26 protein-coding genes and 3 pseudogenes are annotated in these 24912 nt (G+C 39.0%); 17 read left to right on the top strand and 12 right to left on the bottom strand.

Features of this window, described 5'->3' with window-relative positions; translation table 11 throughout:
• Positions 1 to 173 precede the first annotated feature (173 nt).
• From M1F26_RS19630 to M1F26_RS19605, 6 genes are all read left to right on the top strand, one after another.
• Positions 174 to 1112 (top strand): RepA family replication protein, encoded by a 939-nt coding sequence (locus M1F26_RS19630; RefSeq protein WP_140172940.1) that lies wholly within the window; start codon positions 174 to 176, stop codon positions 1110 to 1112.
• A gap of 706 nt (positions 1113 to 1818) precedes the next feature.
• On the top strand, positions 1819 to 2382 hold the full coding sequence (locus M1F26_RS19625; protein ID WP_257468674.1) for a ProQ/FINO family protein: 564 nt from the start codon (positions 1819 to 1821) through the stop codon (positions 2380 to 2382).
• Positions 2379 to 2999 (top strand): DUF2913 family protein, encoded by a 621-nt coding sequence (locus M1F26_RS19620; RefSeq protein ID WP_140172935.1) that lies wholly within the window; start codon positions 2379 to 2381, stop codon positions 2997 to 2999. Before M1F26_RS19625 ends, M1F26_RS19620 begins: the two co-directional genes overlap by 4 nt.
• A gap of 119 nt (positions 3000 to 3118) precedes the next feature.
• Positions 3119 to 3685, top strand: coding sequence for a hypothetical protein (locus M1F26_RS19615; protein ID WP_238789268.1), 567 nt, complete (start codon positions 3119 to 3121; stop codon positions 3683 to 3685).
• A gap of 186 nt (positions 3686 to 3871) precedes the next feature.
• Positions 3872 to 5602: an ATP-dependent nuclease gene (locus M1F26_RS19610; protein WP_140172934.1), complete on the top strand. Its 1731-nt coding sequence runs from the start codon at positions 3872 to 3874 to the stop codon at positions 5600 to 5602.
• Between the two features lie 2 nt (positions 5603 to 5604).
• Positions 5605 to 7020, top strand: coding sequence for a UvrD-helicase domain-containing protein (locus tag M1F26_RS19605; RefSeq protein WP_094962749.1), 1416 nt, complete (start codon positions 5605 to 5607; stop codon positions 7018 to 7020).
• Positions 7021 to 7172: 152 nt separating this feature from the next.
• Here M1F26_RS19605 and M1F26_RS19600 read toward each other — a convergent pair whose 3' ends face one another.
• From M1F26_RS19600 to M1F26_RS19590, 3 genes are all read right to left on the bottom strand, one after another.
• The gene (locus tag M1F26_RS19600) at positions 7173 to 7451 is read right to left on the bottom strand and encodes a hypothetical protein (protein WP_180359560.1); all 279 of its coding nucleotides are present in this window, start codon (positions 7449 to 7451) and stop codon (positions 7173 to 7175) included.
• Positions 7448 to 7603, bottom strand: coding sequence for a hypothetical protein (locus M1F26_RS19595; RefSeq protein ID WP_164529214.1), 156 nt, complete (start codon positions 7601 to 7603; stop codon positions 7448 to 7450). The genes M1F26_RS19600 and M1F26_RS19595 overlap by 4 nt, the downstream gene beginning before the upstream one ends.
• Positions 7604 to 7686: 83 nt before the next feature.
• Complete coding sequence (locus M1F26_RS19590; RefSeq protein ID WP_125894902.1) at positions 7687 to 8202, bottom strand: hypothetical protein; 516 nt, start codon at positions 8200 to 8202, stop codon at positions 7687 to 7689.
• 1159 nt (positions 8203 to 9361) lie between these two features.
• On the opposite strand from M1F26_RS19590, the gene M1F26_RS19585 reads away from it, so the two are divergent.
• The gene (locus M1F26_RS19585; protein WP_140172933.1) at positions 9362 to 9670 is read left to right on the top strand and encodes a hypothetical protein; all 309 of its coding nucleotides are present in this window, start codon (positions 9362 to 9364) and stop codon (positions 9668 to 9670) included.
• Positions 9671 to 9729: 59 nt separating this feature from the next.
• Positions 9730 to 9873: pseudogene (locus M1F26_RS19580) on the top strand (arylsulfatase regulator); the annotation flags it as partial.
• Between the two features lie 100 nt (positions 9874 to 9973).
• On the opposite strand, the gene M1F26_RS19575 reads toward M1F26_RS19580, so the two are convergent.
• The 3 genes from M1F26_RS19575 to M1F26_RS19565 form a co-directional block, all read right to left on the bottom strand.
• Positions 9974 to 10249 (bottom strand): type II toxin-antitoxin system YafQ family toxin, encoded by a 276-nt coding sequence (locus tag M1F26_RS19575; protein WP_140172931.1) that lies wholly within the window; start codon positions 10247 to 10249, stop codon positions 9974 to 9976.
• Positions 10249 to 10506 carry a type II toxin-antitoxin system RelB/DinJ family antitoxin gene (locus tag M1F26_RS19570; protein WP_140172930.1) on the bottom strand — a complete coding sequence of 86 codons (258 nt, stop codon included), beginning with the start codon at positions 10504 to 10506 and terminating at the stop codon, positions 10249 to 10251. The genes M1F26_RS19575 and M1F26_RS19570 overlap by 1 nt, the downstream gene beginning before the upstream one ends.
• A 172-nt stretch (positions 10507 to 10678) precedes the next feature.
• Positions 10679 to 11308 carry a recombinase family protein gene (locus M1F26_RS19565; protein WP_316928192.1) on the bottom strand — a complete coding sequence of 210 codons (630 nt, stop codon included), beginning with the start codon at positions 11306 to 11308 and terminating at the stop codon, positions 10679 to 10681.
• A 176-nt stretch (positions 11309 to 11484) separates the two neighbouring features.
• Between M1F26_RS19565 and M1F26_RS19560 the strand changes: the two genes are divergently transcribed.
• Both M1F26_RS19560 and M1F26_RS19555 read left to right on the top strand, forming a co-directional pair.
• Complete coding sequence (locus tag M1F26_RS19560) at positions 11485 to 14511, top strand: Tn3 family transposase (RefSeq protein WP_042849110.1); 3027 nt, start codon at positions 11485 to 11487, stop codon at positions 14509 to 14511.
• An 82-nt stretch (positions 14512 to 14593) separates the two neighbouring features.
• On the top strand, positions 14594 to 14767 hold the full coding sequence (locus M1F26_RS19555) for a hypothetical protein (RefSeq protein ID WP_180359558.1): 174 nt from the start codon (positions 14594 to 14596) through the stop codon (positions 14765 to 14767).
• 103 nt (positions 14768 to 14870) lie between these two features.
• On the opposite strand, the gene M1F26_RS19550 is transcribed toward M1F26_RS19555, so the two are convergent.
• Positions 14871 to 15946, bottom strand: a protein-coding gene (locus tag M1F26_RS19550) for an IS3 family transposase (protein WP_404932935.1) whose coding sequence is annotated in 2 segments (ribosomal slippage) — positions 14871 to 15697 and positions 15697 to 15946 — 1077 coding nt in all. Because the reading frame shifts where the segments join, the coding sequence is not laid out codon by codon here.
• 154 nt (positions 15947 to 16100) lie between these two features.
• Here M1F26_RS19550 and M1F26_RS19545 point away from each other — a divergent pair.
• Positions 16101 to 17027 carry an Rpn family recombination-promoting nuclease/putative transposase gene (locus tag M1F26_RS19545; protein ID WP_125894908.1) on the top strand — a complete coding sequence of 309 codons (927 nt, stop codon included), beginning with the start codon at positions 16101 to 16103 and terminating at the stop codon, positions 17025 to 17027.
• A gap of 72 nt (positions 17028 to 17099) precedes the next feature.
• Here M1F26_RS19545 and M1F26_RS19540 read toward each other — a convergent pair whose 3' ends face one another.
• On the bottom strand, positions 17100 to 17735 hold the full coding sequence (locus tag M1F26_RS19540) for a recombinase family protein (RefSeq protein ID WP_125894910.1): 636 nt from the start codon (positions 17733 to 17735) through the stop codon (positions 17100 to 17102).
• A 193-nt stretch (positions 17736 to 17928) separates the two neighbouring features.
• Between M1F26_RS19540 and M1F26_RS19535 the strand changes: the two genes are divergently transcribed.
• The 3 genes and pseudogenes from M1F26_RS19535 to M1F26_RS20055 all read left to right on the top strand — a co-directional run.
• Positions 17929 to 18171 carry a type II toxin-antitoxin system ParD family antitoxin gene (locus M1F26_RS19535; RefSeq protein ID WP_071548927.1) on the top strand — a complete coding sequence of 81 codons (243 nt, stop codon included), beginning with the start codon at positions 17929 to 17931 and terminating at the stop codon, positions 18169 to 18171.
• A complete protein-coding gene (locus M1F26_RS19530; RefSeq protein ID WP_140172927.1) occupies positions 18164 to 18469 on the top strand; it encodes a type II toxin-antitoxin system RelE/ParE family toxin in 306 nt (101 codons plus the stop codon). The genes M1F26_RS19535 and M1F26_RS19530 overlap by 8 nt, the downstream gene beginning before the upstream one ends.
• A 114-nt stretch (positions 18470 to 18583) precedes the next feature.
• Positions 18584 to 18667: pseudogene (locus M1F26_RS20055) on the top strand (pentapeptide repeat-containing protein); the annotation flags it as partial.
• Here M1F26_RS20055 and M1F26_RS19525 read toward each other — a convergent pair.
• Positions 18665 to 18994, bottom strand: a pseudogene (locus tag M1F26_RS19525) (pentapeptide MXKDX repeat protein); the annotation flags it as partial. The pseudogenes M1F26_RS20055 and M1F26_RS19525 sit on opposite strands and share 3 nt — an antisense overlap.
• 294 nt (positions 18995 to 19288) lie before the next feature.
• On the opposite strand from M1F26_RS19525, the gene M1F26_RS20050 reads away from it, so the two are divergent.
• The 3 genes from M1F26_RS20050 to M1F26_RS19515 all read left to right on the top strand — a co-directional run bounded on the left by M1F26_RS20050 (position 19289) and on the right by M1F26_RS19515 (position 21450).
• Entirely contained in the window at positions 19289 to 19378 is a 90-nt protein-coding gene (locus tag M1F26_RS20050; protein WP_375547323.1) for a hypothetical protein, read from the top strand.
• Between the two features lie 60 nt (positions 19379 to 19438).
• Positions 19439 to 19765 (top strand): hypothetical protein, encoded by a 327-nt coding sequence (locus M1F26_RS19520; RefSeq protein WP_140172926.1) that lies wholly within the window; start codon positions 19439 to 19441, stop codon positions 19763 to 19765.
• Between the two features lie 830 nt (positions 19766 to 20595).
• Positions 20596 to 21450, top strand: coding sequence for a hypothetical protein (locus M1F26_RS19515; protein WP_140172925.1), 855 nt, complete (start codon positions 20596 to 20598; stop codon positions 21448 to 21450).
• 622 nt (positions 21451 to 22072) lie between these two features.
• On the opposite strand, the gene M1F26_RS19510 is transcribed toward M1F26_RS19515, so the two are convergent.
• From M1F26_RS19510 to M1F26_RS19500, 3 genes are all read right to left on the bottom strand, one after another.
• On the bottom strand, positions 22073 to 22315 hold the full coding sequence (locus M1F26_RS19510) for a hypothetical protein (RefSeq protein WP_140172923.1): 243 nt from the start codon (positions 22313 to 22315) through the stop codon (positions 22073 to 22075).
• Positions 22316 to 22414: 99 nt separating this feature from the next.
• Positions 22415 to 23041, bottom strand: a complete 627-nt coding sequence (locus M1F26_RS19505) for a recombinase family protein (RefSeq protein ID WP_220693744.1) — start codon at positions 23039 to 23041, stop codon at positions 22415 to 22417.
• Positions 23042 to 23389: 348 nt separating this feature from the next.
• A complete protein-coding gene (locus M1F26_RS19500) occupies positions 23390 to 24844 on the bottom strand; it encodes a hypothetical protein (protein ID WP_140172788.1) in 1455 nt (484 codons plus the stop codon).
• Positions 24845 to 24912 lie beyond the last annotated feature (68 nt).

The following is a 24912-nucleotide window of genomic DNA, read 5'->3' as shown; positions in this document are numbered from 1 at the left end:
TGAACCCAAATAGAAAACCCCTGTAATCTTCTTCTATCTTGGCGGACCGAGGAAAGATTATCAGGGGTCATCAGAGTAATTCCGCTAGGGGTAATGTTGAACTCCTAGCGGGGAGTATAGAATTATGTGCAAAAAAATTCAACTCCTTCCGTACAACATAAGTGCGGAGAGACATGTCTAATGGGATCTCAATTCCTGCAATCCCTTGTTCCGTCGGTAAAATTCATCGGCATTATGCGCCAAAATTTTTAGGGCAATTACCGAAATTAGTGCCTGTGCGTCGCTTTGCAGCCGCATTAAAGCGTCACGATTGGAACCGCAACCCCCATATTTACCAACTGCGATATAGCCGAAAGCAGCGGATATCGGTGCGTTCAGAGCGTCGAGAAACCTTTGATGCATTAGCGATGGCCATGATCGCCTATGCGGATTACAACCCTGAAAGTGATGCGTTGTTCGAAGTAATGTGCTCCGTGGAGAAGTTGGCGGAGTTATGTGGACAGCTGTATCGCTATGACAGTGGTCGTAAAAGTTACGACCCGATACTGCATGCCTTGCGCGACTGGGAACAAGCCAACCTGATTGTCATTGACCGCGATTTTGATGTCGAGGCGAAGCAATACAAAGCGATGCGTATTTGGATACGCCCTGAATTTTTCCATGGACTCGGATTTTCCGCATTAGAGCTGCGGGAAGTGGTCGCCAGCTTTAGCCGTTGGATGGAAAAAAAGGGATTAAAAGAGAGCTACCAAAAACGCTACGCCCAACATGTCTTGCGACTTGCGCGTGCGAATGTGGCGTCACTGGACACTAAGCACAAACTTCGCAACCTGCTCAACAAGCTCAAAACCCTTGTGGTTGGGAAAGATGAAGCCCTGAAACAAGAGAAAAAACATTTAGCCAAAGCGCTGAAGGAAAAGAAAGCCTTAGCCCAAAGTACGCGTGCGCCTGAAAGTCAAGAGCATGCCGCCTGGCGTCGCTTTGAAGCCTGGAAGGTGACGCAGCCTATTGCGGCCGTCATGGCCTTTGAGCGGAAAATGAAAGCCTTGTATCCGAGTGTTCAAGGGCAGGCCATTTACCTGCATTATCTGGAACACCTACCCGACGCCTAATTCCCCCCCCCTAAATTTACCGCCTTGACTGGCGGTGGTTTCGTTCGCCCCAAATCTGGATAGCCTGTTTTTTGAACAGGAAATTCGTTGTTCTAATCTCTCCATTCATCTCAACGATGACACCTCGACTATTTTCGTTGGATATTTACCCCATTAACTTCGAATGGGTTTATTCTCTGCAATTAACTTCGAATCAGTTTGGGGTTTTAAAGTTAAATTCGTTTTTAGGTTCTGAACTAAACGTCCTTTTTAATAAAAGGAGTTGCGGCTCTGCTTTTTCAAGCCGCACACTCTAAAGAGATAAACCCAATAAAGCCTTCGCTTACAAGCCATAAATGGCTGTCGCTCAGATTACGGTGTCAATATCGTGCCATTGCCCCCGTAAAGCTGGCCTTTGGCCACCTTAACGCGCAGCTACAGCCGTTCATCGAGGCTACGCCTCTTGCCCGTCTCACTGCGTTTTTCAAAGGGTCAAATACGCAAAATGACGGTGTTAGTTTCAATCGGCTCAACCAGGACAGGGGGTAGATTGGGGGATTAAACAGCACGTAACCGCTCACGCGGGTCTCGACGGCCCTAACCACTATTCGTTCTTTGTGACTATTTCTGCCGTCTACAGCCCTACGGGCGGGTGATTTCGGTTAAATTTCATGATAATCTGCGATTAATGCATTGATGATAAACACGATTTTGGTGTGAGGTTGGAATGGAACGCAAAACACTGACGTTAAAACGTCCGGCGATAGAAAAAGACTCGGAAAGTACTGAACCGGTTATTCAACGTCGCCGTAAACAGGTGGTGGTTAACACACAGCGTAAACCCCATAAACCCGCCAAAACAGCGCCAACTCAATCGACTAAAAAAGTAACCCCTGCGAAAAAACAGAAAGCGGTTGTCATCCCGTTAGAAAAGAAAGTCATTCCTCCAACGCCACCAAAACAACATCTGCCGTTAGAGGAGGCGATTGCCAATATTTCAGCCTATTGGCCACAACTCTTTCCCGATGGACAACTTCGACCCATGGCAGTGGGGACACGAGAGGCCTTATTTGCGGACAAAAAAGTCCGTGAACTGCCTATTTCATATAAAAAATTGAAACGCAGCCTGGCGGCCATTAGTCACAGTGTCAAATACCGCACGACGATTATGCCTGGTGCAGTACGTTATGATAAAGACGGCCAACCTAACGGGGCTGTCACGGAATCGGATGTGGCCGATACGTTAAAACGCATACAAAGACTCGCTAAACAACAATCACGACACACATGACAAAAGTAATAAATCCCCCGATTTCTGTTGAAGAAAAAAATCATTGGTTAGGTAAATTAGCCTTTTCCGCTTTAGTCGCGCTCAAGCTGGCGCAGTGGGATGGAAAAGCTGCCCGAAACGCCCAGTCCGAAAATCTTTTTCTGCTTCGCTGGCTACAAACGGCCCTGAAACAAAAACGGTTTCATCGTTGTGTCGTTCATGATTTTGAATGGCTCATTCACCTTGGCCAACAATGGCTAATGACCTCAAAATTAAAATCACGGTTAGAATATCTGTGGCGTTCGTGTTGTTGTGATATTACCAGGCAAAGTGATTTGTTTCGTTTAACCTACGCGACCGAGCTGCTTAAAGATTTGGGCTGGGACAGTGTGGTACTCAGTGAAGACCGCTGGCAAAAACTGATTGCGAAAAAGCCGATAGTCACTGCAATTCCCACCTTCTATGTTACTGCCTCTGCTTTAACCACTGGATTCAGTGATGAAGGAAAACAGATAGACTCGGTGGCGTTTTGGGTGCTGGGTGATAAAAAACAATTTAGCGAAGTCTTCAAACAACACCATCTTTGCGGTCAGTTCGATGAAAATTTGCCACACTATACGTTGTTGTTCTTACTGTAGGGTATGGATTTGCAGAGTTTTTCTCAAAAATACACTTAACGCACAGTTTGTGTATAGTTAGGCTTTAGTCCCTATGAGACTCAGTTGTTCGAAATTTAAGCTAAAAAAGGATATACTCCATGAGAAAAATCAACATAAGCTTAAACGACTGTTTTGGTGAAAAAATCAAAATGATTAGAGAGCGAGAAAAAAATTTTTCTCCAGATATTAATTGGTTTTCTAAAATGGATATTGAACGTTTAGATACATATATGACAAAATTTCAATTCAATTCATTTGAAGAAATTCCTCAAGATATGTCTAATTTTTCATACCCACCTTTTGAGGAAATTAATTTCGAATTACCATCGCTACTCAAGCCTGAACATATAGCTAAACTTCCTCTTCAACATCAGAAAAAACCAATAATAATAGAAGTAGACGGGCTTCTTTTTTTAAAAAACCTTGGGAAAGGTGCTTTTTGTATAGACCCTCGCCGTTGGCACAGAATTAAAACTTACATAGCCCAAGGGAATGTAACTTATCCTGAAGGGTTAAATGATGAGTTTGGTGTTTTTGATGGCCGTCACAGAACTCTTCTATTGATGCAATTATATAAGCGCAGATTTGTGCCTGTTGTCGTAGATGAAAAACAGTCTAAAGAATTTATAGCGGCTGCAAAACGATTGAAAGCGCTAAAATTCTAAATTTTGATAGATATGATGTTAGGATTTCCGAGTTTTTAGTTCCACTAATTGGGGCCCGCTTGGAAAACAGAAAATATCCTACGTTAAGGTTATGTTATATACAAATTGATATCAACTCTAGTTCCAACAAGTTTAAAAACTACAGTGGTAAAGAAAAATGCGTTCCCATTTTTAAGAGGCTAAAAGATGTCAGTAATAAGAGCAATAACAATACAGAATTTTAGAAGCATAAAAGAGTTTAAGTGGCATCCAAAACCTGGGCTTAACTGTATAATTGGCCCAGGTGACACGGGAAAATCCACAATTCTAGATGCTATAGACTTAGCGCTCGGAGCGAGACGAAGTTATAATTTTACTGATGCTGATTTTCATGGTCTAAATACTCAAGAGCCTATCGTGATAACAGTCACTATCGGTTGCCTAGATGGTGAGCTCATGAATATTGATAAATACGGCTTTTTTCTTCGTGGTTTTAACCACACATCACTTGAAATACACGATGAACCACAACCGGGTGATGAAACAGTTCTTACCATTAAACTAATAGTTGATCAGGATTTATACCCAGACTGGCGCTTGTACTCAGAAAGAGCAGAAAGTGAAGGTTTAGAGAAGCGTCTGCAATGGAAGCATAAAGAGTTACTAAGCCCAGCTAGACTTGGAACTACTACATATCAACACCTCGCTTGGGGTAACAGCTCTATCCTCAATAAACTCTCAGAAGATACCCTCGATGTTTCAGCAACACTTGCAGAATTAGGAAGACAAACTAGACAACACTTCGCAGATCAGCAAGTTGATGGTGTTAATGATGTTCTATTAAAAGTACAAAAAATCGCAAATGGATTGGGAGTACCAGTCGGTAAACTTAAAGCGCTATTAGATGTCAATGGAGTATCCCTTTCAAACGGCGCTATAAGCCTTCACAATGATGACAATACCCCTTTACGTCAACTAGGCACTGGCTCATCTAGATTGCTTATTAGTGGGTTACAAAAGGCTGCAAGCAAATCAAACATTATTTTAGTTGATGAAGCAGAATATGGGCTAGAACCATATAGAATAACTCGTTTGCTAAATGAGTTAGGTTCCAAAGATACACAGCCAACTCAGCAGGTGTTCATTACTACACATTCACCATATGTTCTCCGAGAGCTACAGGCTCAACAATTAAATGTATTAAGAAAAGTATCTTTAGCTACTCAAGTTTTTGGTAATACCCAAGAATCTCATAAACTTCATAGCCTTGAAGGAAACGATGAGCAACAATCGACTTTGCGTGCTTGCGCTGAATCATTCTTCAGTAAAGCTGTAATCGTTTGTGAAGGTAAAACAGAAATTGGATATGTTCGAGGAATTGATCTTCACAATCAAAGCACGAATTACCGTAGTATTAACGCATGTGGTGTCCATTGTGCCGATGGCGGTGGAGATAGCATGTTCGTAAGAGCGGAAATTTTTGCTCAATTAGGTTATCCCACCGCCATATTTAAAGACTCAGACAAAGCTCAGGAACATGTAGGACCTTCTCAACTGGCTGCGAGTAAAGGCATCGCTATCTATGAGTGGGGTAATAATTCTGCAACTGAAGATGTGCTTTTTATGGCTTGTCCGGCTCAGGTGATTCCTCAATTACTGGCTATTGCAATTCAGCGAAAAGGCCAAGCAGCAATCGAAGACCATATTATTGCTCACTCACAAAACCAAATAACGCTTGATGTTTGTCTAAATCACTTTCAAGAGAGTTATCGAGCGATTTTAGCCAAAGCTGCAAAAAAAAAGTCATGGTTCAAAGATATCGAACCAGCAGAAACGTTTGCACGGAATGTGATTGCTCCCAATTATGCTCAATTTTCAGAAGCTCTCACAACTACGACTAACCAACTGTTTCGATGGGCTCTAGAGCAAGGTGATTGATAATGAGCATAGAAGCAATTTTCGATAATGATGTTGGCTCTATAGTGGCTCCGGCAGGGTGCGGTAAAACCCAGTTGATCACTGATACTCTGGTGATAAAACCAAACAAGCCATATCTTGTCTTAACTCATACGACGGCAGGTGTAGCCGCTCTAAAACTAAGGTTGAAAAAATTATCTGTCCCAACAAAGAACTTCTTTGTTACAACAATAGATGGTTGGGCTTTGAAATTAGCAAAAAACTTTCCTGTTTCATGTCCTATACAAACCTCTCCTGAAAATCCAAAGGCATTCTATCCAGAGTTAAGAAGAAGTGTTCTTGCGTTACTCCAAAATGGGAACGTAAACGACATTCTAAGAGCATCATATTCACGACTACTTGTTGATGAGTACCAAGACTGTAACTTGGTGCAACATCAGGTAGTAACAGAGCTATCGTCATTAATTCCGACGACAGTTTTCGGCGATCCGATGCAGTGTATATTTAACTTCGCAGGAAGGATGCCTGACTGGAACACAGAGGTTCAAGCAAGGTTTCCTCAAATACATGAATTAACAGTACCATGGAGGTGGAATAATGCTGGTTCCCATGGTCTTGGACAGTGGGTACTCGATTGCCGAAATATATTGATCCAAGGTAATAAAATAGATCTTTCGACATGCCCTGGTTATGTTCACCACAAGCCATTGTCCGGTGTTGCAAGCACTGACTTACAAGCTCAACAAGCTGCTCAATATGATATTTTTAATAGAGCTCAAAATGAATCTTTGCTCGTAATCGGTGATTCAATAAATGCAAGATCTAGGCATAAATATGCTCAAAGTAGTAGGAATATTGATGTCGTTGAGCCAGTGCAACTCGACGATGTAGCTAATGCTGCTCGCTCTTTTGATAGTGCGCAAGGCATAGATTTGGTTGATGCCATTCTTACCTACTCGGGTGAGATGATGACCAATGTGCAAAGGCCACAGACCCTACAAAGATTACGCACTATTCAAGCAGGGAGAAGTCGAATACCTATCACTTCACTGGAGACTGCTCTCCTCAATGTTCTCCAGAATAGCTCTCGCAATAATATTCTGACGGCTTTGCTGCAATTAGAGTCTAAACAAGGAGCTAAAGTTTATCGCAAGGCTGCATTTTCAGCGCTGAAAGACACTATTTCACTTTCAAGCTCTATGCCTGACCAGACCATATTGGACGCCGCTTCATCAATTCGTGAGCAACTCAGGCTACATGGCGATCGACGAATATCTCGCCGCGCAATTGGATCGACACTGCTACTGAAAGGGCTAGAGTGTGATCATTCACTAATTCTTAACGCTGATAACATGAATGCACAACATCTATACGTTGCTTTATCAAGAGGGGCAAAATCAACAACTGTTTTTTCTCAAAGCAACCTGATTGGCCCATAACCATTTAATGGGGTGTTTTGACTTAAAGAACGGTTTGTCTGATTGATTCTTAAAACGCTTTTAAAAACATAGCGTTATAATGGTTTGTTAAAATTAAAAACTTAATATTCAACATACTAATCAACTGAATATTAAGCTTATTTTTAATTTCTTTATTTCATAAATTCAATGCTATTAATTTCATCCTCTGTTAAAGGTAGAAATTCTTCCATGCTGTCGGCTACACTGTGTGCATAAGCACTAATATCCTCTTCATCGACTTCACCTAAGCTATTCCTCATGCTCTCTGCAAACTCTTCGATATTATTGATAATATTAGCATGCAAGCTCGGATCTGCTTTAATAGCGGGGTTCAGTGATGAGGGGAAACAGGTTAACTCAGTAGAGTTTTGGGTGCTTGGGGAGAGAAAACAATTTAGTGAAGTAATCAAACAGCACCATCTTTGTGGTCAGTTCGATGAAAATTTGCCACACTATACGTTGTTGCTATCACGTTAGGATGTATCATATCTACAGCGTCATACACTTTAGGTAATAAACGCTCACGTTTGCGATTGGCTAAAAAATCGTAATAGCGGATCATCTTAAAATGCCGTGGTGGGTATAGAATGGGATTCCTGCGTAGAACCCATTCTGATTTATTTATAGCATAGAATAATGTAGAATTTATTGTGTTGTATTCGAAGGTTTTTTACATCCTAGTTCTATAAGTGCATCAGTAATAAATGGAAATGCTGGTTGTTGCCATGGATTAATATAATTTGGTTTTAGGCTTGTTACTTCAAATTTTGTTTTATTTTTATTGTCATAAACCCATCTCTTTGTCGTATTTATTTCTTCATACTTATCAATCTGATATTTGATGTTATCAAGAATATCTTTTAATGAGATGGATGGACAGTTCCCTGTTCCTTTTGTTACGTACTGCTGCGCCGCTTCCAAAAATCCCAAACAGTGAGAGTATTCGTTGCTTGAACCTTTTTGGGCTCCATTATTACAAATTTTGACCAAATCTTGAATTGATGGTGCTGCATAATAGGTGGCTTTTGGTGTATCTATGTACTTGCTGATGTCACCGAATAGTTGAGAGTCAATAATTGATGTGTTTTTACTTAATACTATTGAAGGAAAAAAAAACATCGAAAATAAAATATAACTAATTGATATGTTAGGTTTAAGCATAATTTTATTTATCCCAATAAGTGAGATGGTGTTAGAAAAACTCTTTCTTAACTGAAGGTATACAATGTTAATCTAAAAATGCACAGTATAACATGGAGTTGGATTTTTACCGTACATGGCTAGGAATCTATGGTCACTCCTTTTTTGCAACACAGATTTTGAAGATATTGTTGGCTTGCATGAATCTATACGGCGTCTGAATCCGCACCTAATGAACCTTGTAAAATTGAGCTGCATTGGCTCCTGAGGGCCAATGGAACGAAAACGTACGCTAATTAGTGTACGTTTTCCGAATGGTTGGCAGTTATCGCAGCTACCCTGTCACTGCCCCCTGAATTGTTTGTCACTTAGACATTAATGAGTGTCAATTTTGTTTAATCCCATGCCCGTTTGGTGAATAGGGTTAACATTTTTCGTGATTTGACTGACATGATGACCTGGACGAAAAGGAATGTGATTTTTTATTTATAGTCAATGTGTCCACTAATTCATTGAAATCGTGCGATTAAATACATCTAGATAGAGTGTGAAAATGCAAATTAGACTTCACTCGAACATTGAGAGTCGAAAAACGGACAGAAAATCGATTCTGCGTTATGAGGGGTTTGAAGCCTAACCGTACGAGATCGTACGCTAAGTTTATTTTTTTAGCGGGTTTGGCGAGTAAAGAAAACGAGGGTTTTGTTTACTCTTTTCATTGATGGCAGTATCCATCAGTTTCAGACACTTCCGACGTTAATAAACTCGGTAATCAAAGTAAATCTATTCGACAACATAACGGCTTTATAGACTTAAAATCATATAGTTACTTCCTTAACGTACGTTTCCGCACGGTTAGGCTTCAAACCCCGATTAAGGTCCCATCAATGAGAAATATGCATAAAAAAAACATCAAATTAATGGTGTCGGATTTTTCGGCGGTTCCGGCGTGGAACCCCAATCACTAACCGTATGACAAAGACACCCAATCCCTCAATTACCTTTGAAGAAAAAAATCGTTGGCTGGGTAAATTTACGTTTGCGGCTTTAGTAGCGCTCAAGATGGCGCAATGGGATGGAAAAGCTGCCTGAAACGCCCAGCCTGAAAATCTTTTTCTTCTTCCTTAGTTTTGTTATCTTAGCGTATTCTTACCTTACTTAACTTTTTCATGAGGTTTGTATGCGCTATCTTCTAATTTTTCAGATTTATGATCGTAGTTGTGATATTTACCATGAAGAAATTTTTGAAAGTTTTGAGCCTTTTATGTCATTGCATGTCGGTGATCATGTCAACCCTAATAGCCTTCCCAAATTAGCTTCATTGGCTGAGACGATTATTCATCCTTTAGGCGGTAAATTTAAGCTCCAAGTTTCTGAGATTGAACATATGTTCCATTCTACTAATGATCTCGACAAAGGTGGTTTTGTAGAACATTCTGTTGGAGGGCATACGACTCTAATTACGTTGCAAAAATCGACAGAGGAGTGAAGCACTAAGCAGGGTAAATAAGTAGGGGTTCGCTTGGGAAACGGAAATTATCCTACGTTAAGCTGGTGATGGACAGCACATCAAAGGTACAGATGAACTACTTCTGTCAGCAATATTCAGGATATTTTTGGTTTGCGAAATGGATGGAGCGACTGGCTCAGGGGATTGCTGATGGTGTTATCGAGGTTCCGAAAGACCGCTAAAATAGTAGACCGGAAATTCCGGCGCGGCGTAGAACCCCATAACCATAGTCGAACTACAGTAACTTCCTATACACGAGTGCTTCATGCCCCGTTAAGTAGATTAATATTGGCTAAAAATATCTTGGTGAGAACCCGTTCTCGCTAACTTTAATTCTTGACCAGTAATTTTATAAATTAGTAGCCAATCGCCTTCAATATGAGCATCTCTATATCCTCGCCAATTACCTGTTAAAGGGTGGTCTACATAGTCCGCAGGGATCTGTTCTTCCTTTATTAGTAACTCAATTAATACTTTTAGCTTGTTTAAATCCTTCCCTCTTTTTTTTTGTCGCTTAACATCCGCCTTAAAAGCACTAGAACGAATAGGAGTTAGCATCAGATCCCCAAATCATCGAAAAGTGCATTGGTTGAAGAAAATGCTTTTCCATTCCCTTTTTCTAATTCTTCAATTGCCTCTTTAGTCACAACATTTGGTGTTTTGATATCAAATGGTAGTTTTCCTTCATCGGCAACACGAATCATAACCATACGGATAAGATCAGATGTATTTAAGCCCATCTTTGCAAGTGCAGATACAGCTCGTTCTTTGACATCTTGAGAAATTCTAGCTTTAACAGTCGTATCAGAAATCATATTATTATCCTCATGTGTTATCACTCTTTTATTGTGTGCCTGATGTGCCCACAAATCAAGCTTTTTTGAAGTTTATGTTTACTATGGGCTCTTTTAGGGGGGCTAGCCCACTTCATCGAAAAGCCCAAATTTTGCTCGTAACACATTGATATCATAACTATGGATAAGTCATTTATTTCGCTGCTTTCATCGATTTTGATACCTTTGAAATCGTATGTCTTGAACAACCTATCAGGTTTTCTATCTGACTATAGCTTTTCCCTTCCATCAGCAAGCCTTTAATATTTTGGTGTAATATTTTATTGATCGGGCGACCTTTATATTTTCCTTCTTGTTTGGCTTTTTGCACTCCTTGGGCTTGGCGACGGCGTCTATCCTCATAATCCTTTCTCGCAATTGCAGCCAGCATGTCTAACATCATACCGTTAAGAGCCGCGAGCATTCGTTCTGTAAACGCATCAGTGCTACTCATAAATTGATAACTGGTTGGAAGATCTAAAGACACAATCTTTAGCCCTTTATGTCCAATGAGATATTTTAATTTTTCCCAGTCATCCGTATTCAAGCGGCTAATTCTATCCACTTGTTCAACTAAGATAATATCACCTGCCATGGCCACATTGAGCAAGCGGAAGAGTTCTGGTCGGTGAAGTTGAGCACCCGACTCATTCTCCTCAAACCAGCAGGCAATTTGCAGCCCCATTCCTTCCACAAACCTAAGTAGTTCTTTTTTTGCTCTAGACGCATCTTGCTCATGCGTTGATGCGCGAAGATACCCATAAATTCGTATATTTGTCTTCATCGGTGCACTATACATTGGTGTTGTTATAGTAGTGCATTATACATCTATTTTTTATACTTATTACACTAGAGTTTACCTAGTGTAGTTAAGGTAGACTTAAATTGCACTTTTATATCGATTACGCGCGCGTCCATTATATGATGTTGTTTATTTTTAGAGGATATAACATAACCACAATGAAAGAGATTAAATCAGGCCGTATTCAAATTTTGACAGAACAGGAGATTCATGAGCTCTATTCTCGTCCAATATTTAATCAAATTGAGCGTGAAGAATATTTTTCATTAGATCCGAGTATAAAAAAAATCCTCACTAAAATGGGAAAAATTGAAACGAAAATATATTTAATTCTTCTGATTGGTTATTTTCGCGCGAAGCCTGTTGTCGCTCAATTTAAACTACGAGAGGTTAAACAAGATGTCGACTATATTTATGCGACACATTTTCCAAATAGAAAGCCGAAATACCCCTTTATTGCTAAAAGTACTCGAGCAACATTGATCGCTAAAATGCATGAAATACTGGGTTTTTCGCGGTTATTAAGACAAGATAAACAAGCCTTGATAGAGCGTTTGGGTGATGTCGCAACAATCTGTACATACCCCAAATATATTTTTGATGAATGCCTCGCTTTTTTAGGTCAAAACAGAATTGGATTAGTGGGTTATTCCACTTTGCAAAATATGATCACCACGGTTTTAGCTAATGAGAGGCATCGTACCGAGTTGATCCTTTCAAATAGCGTGCCACCAATAATACATAAAAAATTAAAGAAGATACTGCATACAAAAGGGGTTTTAAATAGTCTATCTGGCCAACAAGGCGCAGCTAAAGATTTTACACCGACAGAGCTCGCAAGTGAAATTGAAACGCATAATGCCATAAAAAGTGTTTATCCCGACGTAAAACGTCTTGTTGGTGAATTGGGATTATCATTAGGTAATTTAAGCTATTATGCATCGATTATTCAACATCAATCGATTTATAAAATTCGTCGATTTCCCGAATGGCAAGGCATGTTATATCTGGTTTGTTATCTATTTTTTCGCTACCAAGAAACTAATGATAAATTGGTAACAGCTTTTTTATATGTGACGAGAAAGCAAAGGGAAGCTGCGAGTGCTTTAGCTAAGTTACGCATTGCAGAAGAACTGGAAATTATTCGTGAAAAGTTAATGCATGCGGGTAATATTTTACACCTCTTTGTTGATGAAAACGTCAGTGACAATACGCAATTTGGTGATATTCGCCAAAATGCATTTGCAATGATGTCTAAAGATGAAATTCAGTTAATAAGTCAACATCTTAATAAGAATAGTTTTGATAAAACCCATTATGAGTGGCTATACATTGATACACAATACAGAAAAATTGCGAATACAATGAGGTCACTCTTTCTCGCGATTGATATCGAGTGCGAACCAGGATTACAACTACTATCTTCCCAATTATTAACAGCAAAATCAGAACTTCAAAAAGATAAGCACATTTCTACCGTCGATCAGCGGTTACTGTTAAAAAACGATAAACCTTTTATCCTGATAGATGAACAGGTTAATACTCAACGATTTGAATACTATTTATACCAAAAAGTGGCTCGGATGATTGAGAGTAACAATATTTACATCAATGAAAGCGCCAGCAACAAGCGTTTAGACGATGATCTGATTTCAGCCACCGAGTGGAAAAAAAGCCATGTCATCATTCAAAAAACAGGATTAACTCGGCTCAATACACCGATACAACAAACGCTTTCGGAATTAACGCAAAAACTGAGAGACCAAATGGAGCGAATTGGTCGCAATATCCATGATGGAGCCAATGATTTCGTGACACTTCAACCGCGTTCAAATCAGTTAACATGGAAACTGGCGAATAAACGCTGGAAAGATGACATTGATAATCCCATATATAACCAGCTCCAACATATGGGGATCATTGAAATTATGGACTATGTTCATCAAAAAACGGGTTACTTAGATGCATTTAAAAATATCGCATCAAAAAAGAAAAACACTAAGGCCAAAGAGGGCGATTTACTCGCTTGCATATTTGGAAATGGCTCAAACTATGGTGTTCATCATATGTCATCAATATCAGATAGAGCCATCGGTGTGCTTAGAGCCGTCAATGATGGTTATATTAGGCCTGAAACAACGAGTGAAGCTAATGATATGATAGCTGATGCTTTAGCAAAACTCCCCATTTTCAAATATTATACGATTAACGAAAGTGCCCCATTTGGTAGTATTGATGGCCAAAAACATGGTTGCCGAATCAATACATTTAAAGCCCGTTTTTCTGCTAAATATTTCCGAAAAGGGAAAGGCGTATCAGCACTCACATTAGTTTCAAATCATGTACCAATAAATACGAAAGTGATTTCAGCCAATGAATATGAGGCTCACCACGCATTCGATTTACTCTATAATAATACCAGCCATATTCAGCCCAAAACATTAGCAACAGACACGCATGGCGTTAACAATGTAAACTTTGCTATCCTTGATCTCTTTGGGTATCAGTTTGCCCCGCGATATGCAAAATTTAAACACGTTTTTAATGAATTGTTTGAGATCGAGTATGATGAAATCCTTTCCCTGAAACTTAAAAAATCGCTCAACTTATCACTCATTCAAGAAGAGTGGGAAAATATTCAATGGATAATTTGTTCATTAAGCCGTAAAACGACGACACAAAGCACGGTGATTACTAAGCTTTCTAACAGTAAGAAAAACAATCGCACCTTAGCGGCTCTTCGTGAATATGACCGAATAATTAAGTGTTTATACGTTCTCGATTATGTTGATGACAAAATGCTCAGGCAGTTTGTCCAACAAGCACTTAATCGGGGTGAGGCTTACCATCAATTACGGCGTGCAATTGCGTCAATTAATGGTAATCAATTCAGAGGTGGCGATGATTACCAGATAGAACAATGGAATGATTGTGCTCGTATCATTGCTAACTGCATTATTTATTATAATTCTGCATTATTATCCAGTTTGATTGAAAAATTTGCGCGTGAAAATAATCAAGAAGCGGTGAATATGATAGCTGAGTTATCACCTGTCGCATGGCAGCATATACAGCTGGCCGGTAATTACACCTTTGGCCTTAAAAAAGATAATATTGTACTGGAAAGATTACTGGAGAATTTAGATCCTCTTATTTCAGAAGAGTCGTTAAGCTTAGCGGCATAGTCTATTAATATTATTAAACTATATATCGGCTGTAGTCCTTGATATCAAAGGGCTACAAGCAAACTTTGGACTTTTCGATGAAATGGGCACACAACCCCATATAGGAATTAAACCTGAATATTTGGCTATGTTATACCGAACCACTGGTGATTTAGATGGATTGAAACTCCCAAAAAGAAATCGTCATGGAAAAGTAAAAATGAGTGAAGTTTTATTGTTTAAAAAGGAGTTTGAAAATAAAAATGAAGGAGGGTAAATCTCTAGTATTGCTTTATTTTAAATTTTTGGAACGTAAAAAAGTGTGGGGTATTTACACGATGTAAATACCCCATTTATAACACAGTCATCTCGTAGAATATTTATGCCGCACTTCGGTACTCAAATGGCGTCATGTCATTGAGTGAATCGTGCGGCCGTTCGTTGTTGTATAGCTCAATCCAGTCTTCGGTTATTTGCTTCACTTCGTTCAGGTTGTTGAAAATGTAGCAATTGAGTACATCATCGCGATAAGTTCGGTTAAATCGTTCAATGTATGCGTTTTGATATGGGCAACCGGGTTTAATGTAATCAATCATAATGTCATGTGCTTTTGCCCAATTTACAAACACTTCCGAGGTGAATTCGCTGCCATTATCAACCCGAATTTTCTCAGGGTAACCGTGCCACTCAGCAAGTTGGTCAAGATAGCGTATGACACGCAATGACGGCATGCTGGTCGCAATATCAATACCTAAAACTTCGCGATTAAAGTCATCAATAACGTTAAATGTGCGGAACCTGACTTTGTTGTGCAAGCTGTCACTCATAAAGTCCATTGACCAAGATTTTCCCAATGCATTCGGTGCAGCTAACGGCTCTGGGTTACGGTTGGGCAGTCGCTTTTTGCCTTTGCGTCGTAGGTTCAGTTTTAGCTCCTTATAAACGCGATAAACACGTTTGTGGTTCCAACTGTGGCCTAGCTTTCGAAGGCGTTTAAAGCACTTCGGGAACCCCCACCGATAATGCTTGTCGATTAAAGCATTCAAGGCATCAATGATTTCGTCATCATCGGTCAGCTTTGGCTCGTAATAGTAAGCGGTACGACTGATACCAACCACATGACAGCACTTCACTACGCTTGCGTTATACTGCACCTGTAACTCGTGTGCCCAGACTTTCCGTTCTGCCACAGGCGCTAGAGCTTTTTTATGATGTCTTCTTGCATCTGTGACTTGAGACTCAACTCAGCATACATCTGCTTACGTCGACGGTTCTCTTCTTCAAGCTCTTTCAAGCGGCGCACATCAGACGCTTCCATACCGCCGTATTTTTCGCGCCATTTATAAAACGTTGAATTACTGATGCCGTACTTACGACAAATATCTTTCACCGGCATACCCGCTTCGGCTTCTTTTAAAATCGCCACAATCTGGCTTTCAGTCATGCGTTTGCTCATCGTAAAACTCCTTTGGCGCGTGAATCACCTTGTGTCTGAAGTCGTGCGTATTGGACAAGTGGCCAACGAACATACCTCGACGTCAAAAAGCGGACAAGCGTCGTCATTTTGAGTATCCTAGCCACTTAAGATGTGACGTGTGAAAGGCGGATTGATGAAACCCAAACAGACCCCGACAGCCCATGATGCCGCTTTCAAAGGCTTTATGACGCAAGTTGACAGTGCTAAGGACTTTTTTGAGATACATTTGCCGGAGCACATCAAAGCGCTGTGTGATTTTAGTACCTTGTCACTGACCAATTCTTCGTTTATTGATAAGCAATTACGCTCCCGCTTATCGGATGTGCTTTACTCGGTACAAACCACTGAAGGTGAAGGGTATATCTACCTGTTGGTCGAGCATCAATCGACGCCGGATAAGCTGATGGCGTGGCGATTGATGCATTATGCGTTTTTAGCCATGAATCAACACCTTCAGCAAGGGAATAAAACGCTGCCGTTGGTGGTTCCGGTGCTGTTTTATCACGGTGGCCGCTCACCCTATCCGTATTCCCAGTTGTGGACCGATTGTTTTCCGTTACCCGATATCGCCAATACGTTGTATACCCAACCGTTCCCGTTGGTCGATGTGACGGTGATTGATGATAATGAGCTGGTGAATCATCGCAAAGTGGCCGTGATGGAGCTGGCGATGAAGCACAAATATTTGCGGGATGAATTTGACCGAGTTATCCCGTTATTGGCACAAGCATTGAATCAACAGTATAATAGTGATAACGACATCATCACTATCCTCAATTACCTGTTCATTGCGCTGGATTCGCCGAACTTTGAACATATTGTCCAGCAATTGAGTGAACAGGCAGATAAGCATCAGGAGGTCATTGTGAACATTGCACAACGCTTACAAGATAAAGGCGAAAAAATCGGCTGGGAAAAAGGCCGTGAAGAAGGCCGTGAAGAAGGGATGCGTGAAGCGCAGATTATGATGGCGCGTAATCTCTTGAAAAATGGTGTCAGCCTTGAACTGATTATTGAAAGTACCGGTTTAAGCCGTGAAGATCTGATTTCCTTGCAGTGATATTTTTCTGTTCGCAGTATCTTATGTGCTGCGAACCCCCTCACCAATAACAGAAAATGAAATAAATTGTCTTTATGATTTCTGTTTGTCATTTAACTGAATACGGCACACTTGAGAACGACTATAGCCAGTCGCTTCCGCGGTTTCTCGAATACTGAGTCCTTTGATTTTTCGATAATAAATTACCTTATCATGGCGTTCTCTATCGGGTTGCTTCCCTTTGTATTTACCTAATGATTGTGCACGTTCAATACCTTGTTTTTGGCGTTCCCGGCGGCTAATCCAATCTTTGTGGGACATGGCGGCCATTAGATCAATTAACATGGTGTTAATGGCCGAAAGGACGGCTTGAGTGATAGGATCATTCTGTGTCAGATCTTGATTATTTAGAGCTTGCCAAGATGTCGGAATATCTAAACTCACAATGCGTAACTCATGGTGCTCAATTTGTTTTTTCAGTTTTAACCAATCTGCGTTATTTAATCGGGTCAGTCGGTCAATTTGTTCAACGAGCAAAATATCACCCTGTTGACTGTCACTGAGTAAACGAGAGAGTTCGGGGCGTTCTAATTTTGTTCCGCTGATGTGTTCGCGATAATAATTCGCAATTCGTCCACCTCGTTCTTCAACAAAATCATTGAGCATCTTTTTTGCTCTATCTGCATATTGATCTTCAGAGGAGGCTCGAAGGTAAGCACGGATGAACATTTTTTCACCTATCTATCGCATTTAAGTTATCCCATAAAAAGTATCGCATATAGGTTATTGCATTGATAGTGATTTGATGCATTTTAGGTTATCGCTCTGGGGTATACCCTAAAGCTATAGATTGAATTGACTTGATTTTATAAAATGGGTCAACTAAAATTTTTGTGTTAATAATTAACACAAAGGTAATTTTATGGCTCGTACAACAAGTGTAACAATCGGAGCTCAACTGGATGAGTTTGTTAATCAACTCATTTCGTCTGGAAGATATGGCTCAACAAGTGAAGTCGTTCGCTCTGCTCTACGTTTACTTGAGGTCCAAGAAAAACAAACAGCAGCATTGAAGATGTTAATTGATGCCGGTGAGCAAAGTGGTGAGTCGTCGTTAACGCTCCAAGATATCGCTAAGAAAGTGAAGAATGCTCATAATGTATAAACTTTCCAATTTAGCGGCTAAAGACTTTGAAGGGATATTCGAGTATACCCTCGTGAATTTTGGTGTTAGGAAAGCGGATGAATACACCAAAAATTTACACGATGTATTAGAAGTGATTAGCAGCAATCCATTGATAGGAATCGAGTGTACAGAAATTGCAGTTGGGGTTAGGCGTCATAACCACTCTAAGCATGCAATTTTTTACCGATATAGAACCGATGATATTTTTGTTATCCGAATTCTTCATCAACAAATGGAGCCGTTAAAGCACTTTTATTTTGACGAGTTTGAAAAGTAAGTTGACAAATATTTTAATAGAATTATCTTCATGCTGAAGATTAAAGTACCCTTTCTAGTTTTATCAGAAAGATAACCTAAAAAAGGTACTTATATGAATATTTAGCTATTATTTATTAATACAGCATTACATTTTATCATCTTTAGCCATGCTGTCTTTAGCCATGCTGTCTTTAGCCATGCTGTCTTTAGCCATGCTGTCTTTAGCCATGCTGTCTTTAGCCATGCTGTCTTTAGCCATGCTGTCTTTAGCCATGCTGTCTTTAGCCATGCTGTCTTTAGCCATGCTGTCTTTAGCCATGCTGTCTTTAGCCATGCTGTCTTTAGCCATGCTGTCTTTAGCCATGCTGTCTTTAGCCATGCTGTCTTTAGCCATGCCGTCTTTAGCCATGCTGTCCTTAGCCATGCTGTCCTTAGCCATGCTGTCCTTAGCCATGCTGTCCTTAGCCATGCTGTCCTTAGCCATGCTGTCCTTAGCCATGCTGTCCTTAGCCATGCTGTCTGCATAAGAAGCTGCAGCTGTCATACATAACGCACTAGTTAAGATTACTAATATTAATTTTTTCATAACAAATTTACTCTCTATCAGTTTATTTATATTAATACTACCATTATAACTATGGGTCATTGATTAAAAAATGATTACAAATTTGTCATAAAGCGAGGAGTAAGAAATATGGGCTTGTTGCAAATAATAAATTTGCGCATTTTTAACTCAGCGCTAAGAAAGTGAAGAACGCTCATAATGTATAAACTTTCCAATTTAGCGGCTAAAGACTTTGAAGGGATATTCGAGGGGCTTGTTGCAAAAATTACCTAAGTGGAACAAATCCGAGTTCATTTAGCAAAAGCTGACATAGTAGCTATTGATATGAGAATATTGAATTCTCAAAATCAAGCAAAATTATAAGAACATATAAATACTTTATCAACCCAAGAAAAAAATTAAATTGTATTAATGAGGTGATATATGGCTGGTATGTATTACTTGGGTAGTGGTTTGTCTGTAGGCTTAGGAACTCCGTCCTTAACAATATTATCGGATGAGTTAAAAAAAGAGCTGCAATCACATGCATATATTATCGATAAGATATTTGATTCCTTCGATTATGATCTAACTGTCGATTTCACATCTTTATCTACAGAAGAATATAAAATTTGCCATATGGCTTTATGTAATATAGTTAACTCTATTAAACGTCAAAATGACCGTGAAAAAATATGGATTGTTAGTCTTTGGAATGAAGAGTTACATAAAAAAATGCAATTATCACCTTTATATAAAGTAGCTGACTAGTGGGTATGTGACGATTTTAAATCGTTAAAATTGTAGTTTAACAATTGCCAATCAATCGTCCGTTTTTGTGACAACCCTAACTGATACTAGGTATCGGAAAAATCAGTGGTTCAGGCGTGGAACCCCAAAAAATCCTGATCCTCAATAATCCCGTTATCCTCGACCGTTGCTTAACGCTATTAACGCCTCCCCAATCCCAGTAAACGAATTGATTTATCGCTTTTTTCTAAAGAATGCATTTCCTCTGTGAGTGACACTTCTCTAGCGTGTCACTTTTTGCCCTCCGCCAAATTCCAATTCTACGCCATTTTACGTGATTTTTTCTTTTAGCCAGCCGATTGCTTTACCTATACTCTTTTTTCATCGTAGCAGGCCTTCTGTGCGGTCGATTTTTTTCGGGGGTGTGGAGGATTTTAGTCATTTTGCGTTTTACCGCTAGAGTGTGCAATTTACTACTTTTGCTGCATATTGGGGTGTTTGAACTTCATTATCACTAGATGTGGGGTTTTCGGCATCCTTTTGATACGCAAGGCAGGAATGAGAATTGCGTTTTACCCGCTATTGACGGCAAATGTGCAATTGGTAGGGGAATTTACGACGTGAGGGTGTGGTTAAAAAAATAGCGAATCACTCTGACCGATCACCAGAGGAAAATTTAGGGCTGAAAAATAGGGGTTGCCCTGAGTGCGAAAATTTGATTTAGTATAAGGGCATGAGCTCTACGGCCATCGCACTGATTTTTATTTTAAACCTCCCTTACTTTATTTTTTGAAGGTATAGGCTGGCGTAGACGGTTCCTGATTACCTTCATTAAAAATAAGGTATATAGTATGAATACAACTCAATTTCTGACGCCCATTAATCCCGTTAAAATGGCGATGACGTCATCGATGCTTTCCTCTTTTGAGGTCTTACACTCTTTTGTCTATGACGTGATTAAACCTCTTTTTCCTAAGCAGCCCTATTTATCGCGGACGATCCGCGATGCACTCAGTTTATCAATAGGCTATAAGTCCTACTCGGATTTAGTGGACAGTGCACGGCGAAACACCGCAACGTCAAACGATACAGAAGGAAATGTATTTGACTTCAAAAAACATGAAGATGCGGTGTGGCTCTCTGTATGTCATCTTGCTGAAAAATTATGGACACATAAAAAACATGAAGTCTTTACGGAACTTGATGATTTGCATTCGATCTTGACGCATGATTTTTTTGCTTTTGTTATTCTAGAAGGTAAATCCACGGAGCTATCGTTAAGCCTTAAAAATAATGAAATTATCGGGGCTGGACGGATCGAAAATTTGTACGAAATGAATAGTATCAGGTTATTTAACCAGCATACATTACAGTTATATCATCACTTTATCGAATGGGGTTATCAGCCTTATTTAGATCCGATAACCTTTCAAGTATTAAATAATACATTTATGCTTACCCTAGATATGCAATTGGCAGATGATATCGCTAAATTTAAAAAGGCTGAAACTCTAGATACAGAATCTAAAAATGCACTCGCATTGCATATTAATGCACAGATGGATAAGGTGTTTATTCGAAATAACTTCTTTTATGATCAGCAAAGTTTTACGCCATTTTCCATCAAAACGCATTTTTATGATATTGATGGCGATGCGATGTTTATCTCTGACTTGTATCAAGTCGATAAACCATTTAAAAATTAAAATAACTATTTAATATTACTGCATGGAACATCGCCTATAGCCCTTGATATCAAAGGGCTATGAGCTAAACTTGGACTTTTCGATGAAATGGGAGCGAAACCCCTTTAAGCAAGTTTCGAAAGTATTAAAAAAAATTAATGGCAGAATGATAGAAAAAATAAAGATAGTTAATTACAGGAGAATTAAATGGCTTACGAAATATATGCTGAGTGTCCTTGTTGTGAAGTGACAGCCGATAGCATCAATGAAATCGAAGAAGTTTTTGGGTTTCGTATAGTTCAAAATGGAGAAAAAATTCCTCAATCCTACTGCAAGATATGTCGCGGATTACGCTGCTCACCCGATAATAAAAAATGTCAAAAAATTTAGTATAACATCCCTATTGAGCTTGTAACAAAAAGCCCGCAAATGCGGGTTTTTTGTTACAAAATACTTCGATGCCGTAATTAAGTTTCAATAAGGGGTATTTTGATTTAAACAACGGTTTGTCCGACTACACCTTGTAAGCTCATATAATCCAATGGGTTAAGACTAGATATTGATTTCATATTGCGATGTACATCTTATTTGGGTTCCACGCCGGAATCACCGTAAATTCCGATACCATTAATTTGGTGTTTTTTTATACAACAGGAATGACAATAGTATAACAAAATTGCCTAGGTGATGAATTGTCAGATTCGTATGTAGACAAAGCAAGATCTAAATTTGGGTAATGCTTTGCTGCTAGTTCAATTTTATCAATTAGATAATCATCACTATCACTTATATGCCCATTATACAACGCTTGCTTAAAATTTTCGCCTTCGTGTATTTTTATACTATATTTTGTTTCTATTTCTTTGATTTTACTGAAAATACTCATTTTAAACCCCTTTCTTTTTAAAATACCTAAATGATGATTATACCAATTCAATGTATTGGCATACGTTTATGCTCATTATAAATTCAATTTTTACTTTCTTTAAATAGACTGTTTAATTGCTCGACTTATAGTACCTCTGCTACAGCCTAAAACTTTTTGAACTTGGCTCCATGAGTGGCCGCTATCGAGTAAACGGTTGATTGCATCATATCGATTTTGATTTACCTGACGACCTTTATATTTTCCTTCTTTTTTAGCTTTTTCTATTCCCTGTTTTTGTCTTTCACGACGTTGCTCATAATCACGTCGTGCAACTGCGGCTAACATATCAAGTAACATATCGTTAATAGCGGCAAACATTCGACTATCAAAATCATTCATATTTGCAGATAGCCAAGTTGTCGGTACATTAATAGCCATGACACGGATATCTTTTTGGTGGATCATTTTTTTCAATTTATTCCAATCATCCATAGTTAACCTAGAGAGCCGGTCAACATCTTCAATTAATAAAATATCTTGAGTTTGACAATCCTTAAGAAGCCGAAACAACTCTGGGCGATCTAAACGTGAACCTGATTCATTTTCAATGTAGTAATTACAAATTGACAGCCTTCGTTCTTTAGCGAATGCTTCCATTGAGTTTTGAGCTCGAGTTGCATCTTGTTCTGATGTTGATGCTCGAAGGTAAGCTCTAACAAAGCGATTTTGTACTGCTGAGGTCATTATAGAGAACCAGTTCTATTTAAGTGGTAATTAATAGGTTAAACAGTACCAGAATTGGATGGTGTTGAAAAGGTATACCTAAATTACACCAATGAGTTATTGCATATCTGAGATGTATTATGAAATACACTTTCTCTAGAGAGGTGAAAAACACCTAATATTACTAGGTGGCAGGTTTGTGCTGTGTGTTGCATCCACCGGTTGAACTCACAGCCAGGAGCGGACGTTGCTTACATTTTTCCGTGTTAACATACAGGTTGCAGTTCATTTTAAATGAGACGCTCAGGTTTTTATTAATCCATGCCTTACAATAAATCTCAAAAATTTAATTTCCATTATGAATATTAATTAGTCATGAAACTGATAAGCCCTGCCTCGAAAACTATTTATTGGGGAGGATTTTAATATACCCCATTTATTTTGCATTTCATGAAATAAGTCAATTTCTTGCTCAGTAACATTTCTCTTCTCACGATAAACCAGCGCGAAGTCTTTTTTATATACTCTAGCCATAAAGCTTCTATAGTTTGTGTTCCACATCACTGGAGGTTCTGAAATATTATCAAACACAGCCACTACAATATCTCTGTTCATTGATGTCTTCTGTTGATAATAAATAGCGTAGGCTTGGGCAATCAAACGTCTTTCCTCCTCATATTCTACTTTACTCATTTTTTTACATACTGCCTTTGGGAAAATAACAACGGCAAAAATGGAATTACGAGTATAAGATGAGTCATCCTCTCCCAATAAAATAGCCCGACTACTAATAGCCCGCCCTAAAGTTTCTTTGAACTTAGCAATAATACTTTTGGAAAGTTCTCTACGACTTAACCGATCAAAATCACATAGAACCTCCAATACTTTTTGGTTTGCTTCGAACTTAGTTAAACCTGTACAGATAACTTCTCCTCTTACAAATTGATCAGAGATATACTCAATTAAATCATCAAAAATAAGTGAAACCCGATCTTCCTGCTTTCCATTTAAGTAATCACTAGCCTTGTTAAGCTCATTAAACCTCTCAATTTTAAACCCTTCTTCCTTAAAGTATAAACCTGCATCCCTACTTATGGATGGGCTTAGGATATATGTCGCTAACAAATCAAGTTCTATCAACTTATCATAGTTGGTAAAAAATCCTTCTCGTGCTGCGCGTTCTTTTTCCTCTAGGTATCCTACGAATTCATTTACGGTACTTAGCTCTTGTGTTAGAGCTTCAATGGTTGAGCTATCAAAAACGTGTATATAGTTACCATGACGATCTCTACAGTTAGTGATGATACCATCATGAATACCATTACCTAGATAAAGCGGATATTGGCAGCCGTTAGCGATGGCAACACGATAGACATTTAGTTGATTGATGCTTTCGCTATTTATAAACGGAAATTTATCACTCGACAAACATTGTTCAGTAAAATAAATTCGGTCATAATGTGTGCGAATCCAACTTTCTGCCCCTTCAATCTGCTTTACTGAATTATCAACTGCTCTTCTTTTCCAACGCTTCCAAGCTACAGAAGTACCATCCTCTTCAGGAATATTTTTTTCTCTATCTTCAGTGTATTTAACTTCTTTATCCGAAAAAATAATGACTGTATTATTGTAATAAACCAGAAGATCGCAGATTTCCTTCCCTTTTCCATTTTGCTTGATACCTTCATTACTATATAAACTGGTCCAAGACCAGAGCTTTAGAAAAGTTTTATCACAAATAGCCGCTAATTTTCTTTCAGTTTCAGTAAAGCCTATGTTTTTCTTTGGGGAAATAGACTTTTTATTTATTTTATCTGTGCTCATTGTTTCCCTTGTAACTATTTTAGCAATAAAGCACCTCTTATAATACAGAGATGGATCCGTAAATTTGA

It is taken from the genome of Providencia sp. PROV048, from assembly GCF_033688165.1.
Lineage (GTDB): Bacteria > Pseudomonadota > Gammaproteobacteria > Enterobacterales > Enterobacteriaceae > Providencia > Providencia hangzhouensis.
This window is presented reverse-complemented; position numbering and strand designations above follow the sequence as displayed.

Coding starts and splice junctions, on each gene's coding strand:
- M1F26_RS19630 (WP_140172940.1), top strand. CDS start 174: ATGTCTAATGGGATCTCAATTCCTGCAATCCCTTGTTCCGTCGGTAAA.
- M1F26_RS19625 (WP_257468674.1), top strand. CDS start 1,819: ATGGAACGCAAAACACTGACGTTAAAACGTCCGGCGATAGAAAAAGAC.
- M1F26_RS19620 (WP_140172935.1), top strand. CDS start 2,379: ATGACAAAAGTAATAAATCCCCCGATTTCTGTTGAAGAAAAAAATCAT.
- M1F26_RS19615 (WP_238789268.1), top strand. CDS start 3,119: ATGAGAAAAATCAACATAAGCTTAAACGACTGTTTTGGTGAAAAAATC.
- M1F26_RS19610 (WP_140172934.1), top strand. CDS start 3,872: ATGTCAGTAATAAGAGCAATAACAATACAGAATTTTAGAAGCATAAAA.
- M1F26_RS19605 (WP_094962749.1), top strand. CDS start 5,605: ATGAGCATAGAAGCAATTTTCGATAATGATGTTGGCTCTATAGTGGCT.
- M1F26_RS19595 (WP_164529214.1), bottom strand. CDS start 7,603: ATGATCCGCTATTACGATTTTTTAGCCAATCGCAAACGTGAGCGTTTA.
- M1F26_RS19590 (WP_125894902.1), bottom strand. CDS start 8,202: ATGCTTAAACCTAACATATCAATTAGTTATATTTTATTTTCGATGTTT.
- M1F26_RS19585 (WP_140172933.1), top strand. CDS start 9,362: ATGCGCTATCTTCTAATTTTTCAGATTTATGATCGTAGTTGTGATATT.
- M1F26_RS19575 (WP_140172931.1), bottom strand. CDS start 10,249: ATGCTAACTCCTATTCGTTCTAGTGCTTTTAAGGCGGATGTTAAGCGA.
- M1F26_RS19570 (WP_140172930.1), bottom strand. CDS start 10,506: ATGATTTCTGATACGACTGTTAAAGCTAGAATTTCTCAAGATGTCAAA.
- M1F26_RS19565 (WP_316928192.1), bottom strand. CDS start 11,308: ATGAAGACAAATATACGAATTTATGGGTATCTTCGCGCATCAACGCAT.
- M1F26_RS19560 (WP_042849110.1), top strand. CDS start 11,485: ATGAAAGAGATTAAATCAGGCCGTATTCAAATTTTGACAGAACAGGAG.
- M1F26_RS19555 (WP_180359558.1), top strand. CDS start 14,594: ATGGGCACACAACCCCATATAGGAATTAAACCTGAATATTTGGCTATG.
- M1F26_RS19545 (WP_125894908.1), top strand. CDS start 16,101: ATGAAACCCAAACAGACCCCGACAGCCCATGATGCCGCTTTCAAAGGC.
- M1F26_RS19540 (WP_125894910.1), bottom strand. CDS start 17,735: ATGTTCATCCGTGCTTACCTTCGAGCCTCCTCTGAAGATCAATATGCA.
- M1F26_RS19535 (WP_071548927.1), top strand. CDS start 17,929: ATGGCTCGTACAACAAGTGTAACAATCGGAGCTCAACTGGATGAGTTT.
- M1F26_RS19530 (WP_140172927.1), top strand. CDS start 18,164: ATGTATAAACTTTCCAATTTAGCGGCTAAAGACTTTGAAGGGATATTC.
- M1F26_RS19520 (WP_140172926.1), top strand. CDS start 19,439: ATGGCTGGTATGTATTACTTGGGTAGTGGTTTGTCTGTAGGCTTAGGA.
- M1F26_RS19515 (WP_140172925.1), top strand. CDS start 20,596: ATGAATACAACTCAATTTCTGACGCCCATTAATCCCGTTAAAATGGCG.
- M1F26_RS19510 (WP_140172923.1), bottom strand. CDS start 22,315: ATGAGTATTTTCAGTAAAATCAAAGAAATAGAAACAAAATATAGTATA.
- M1F26_RS19505 (WP_220693744.1), bottom strand. CDS start 23,041: ATGACCTCAGCAGTACAAAATCGCTTTGTTAGAGCTTACCTTCGAGCA.
- M1F26_RS19500 (WP_140172788.1), bottom strand. CDS start 24,844: ATGAGCACAGATAAAATAAATAAAAAGTCTATTTCCCCAAAGAAAAAC.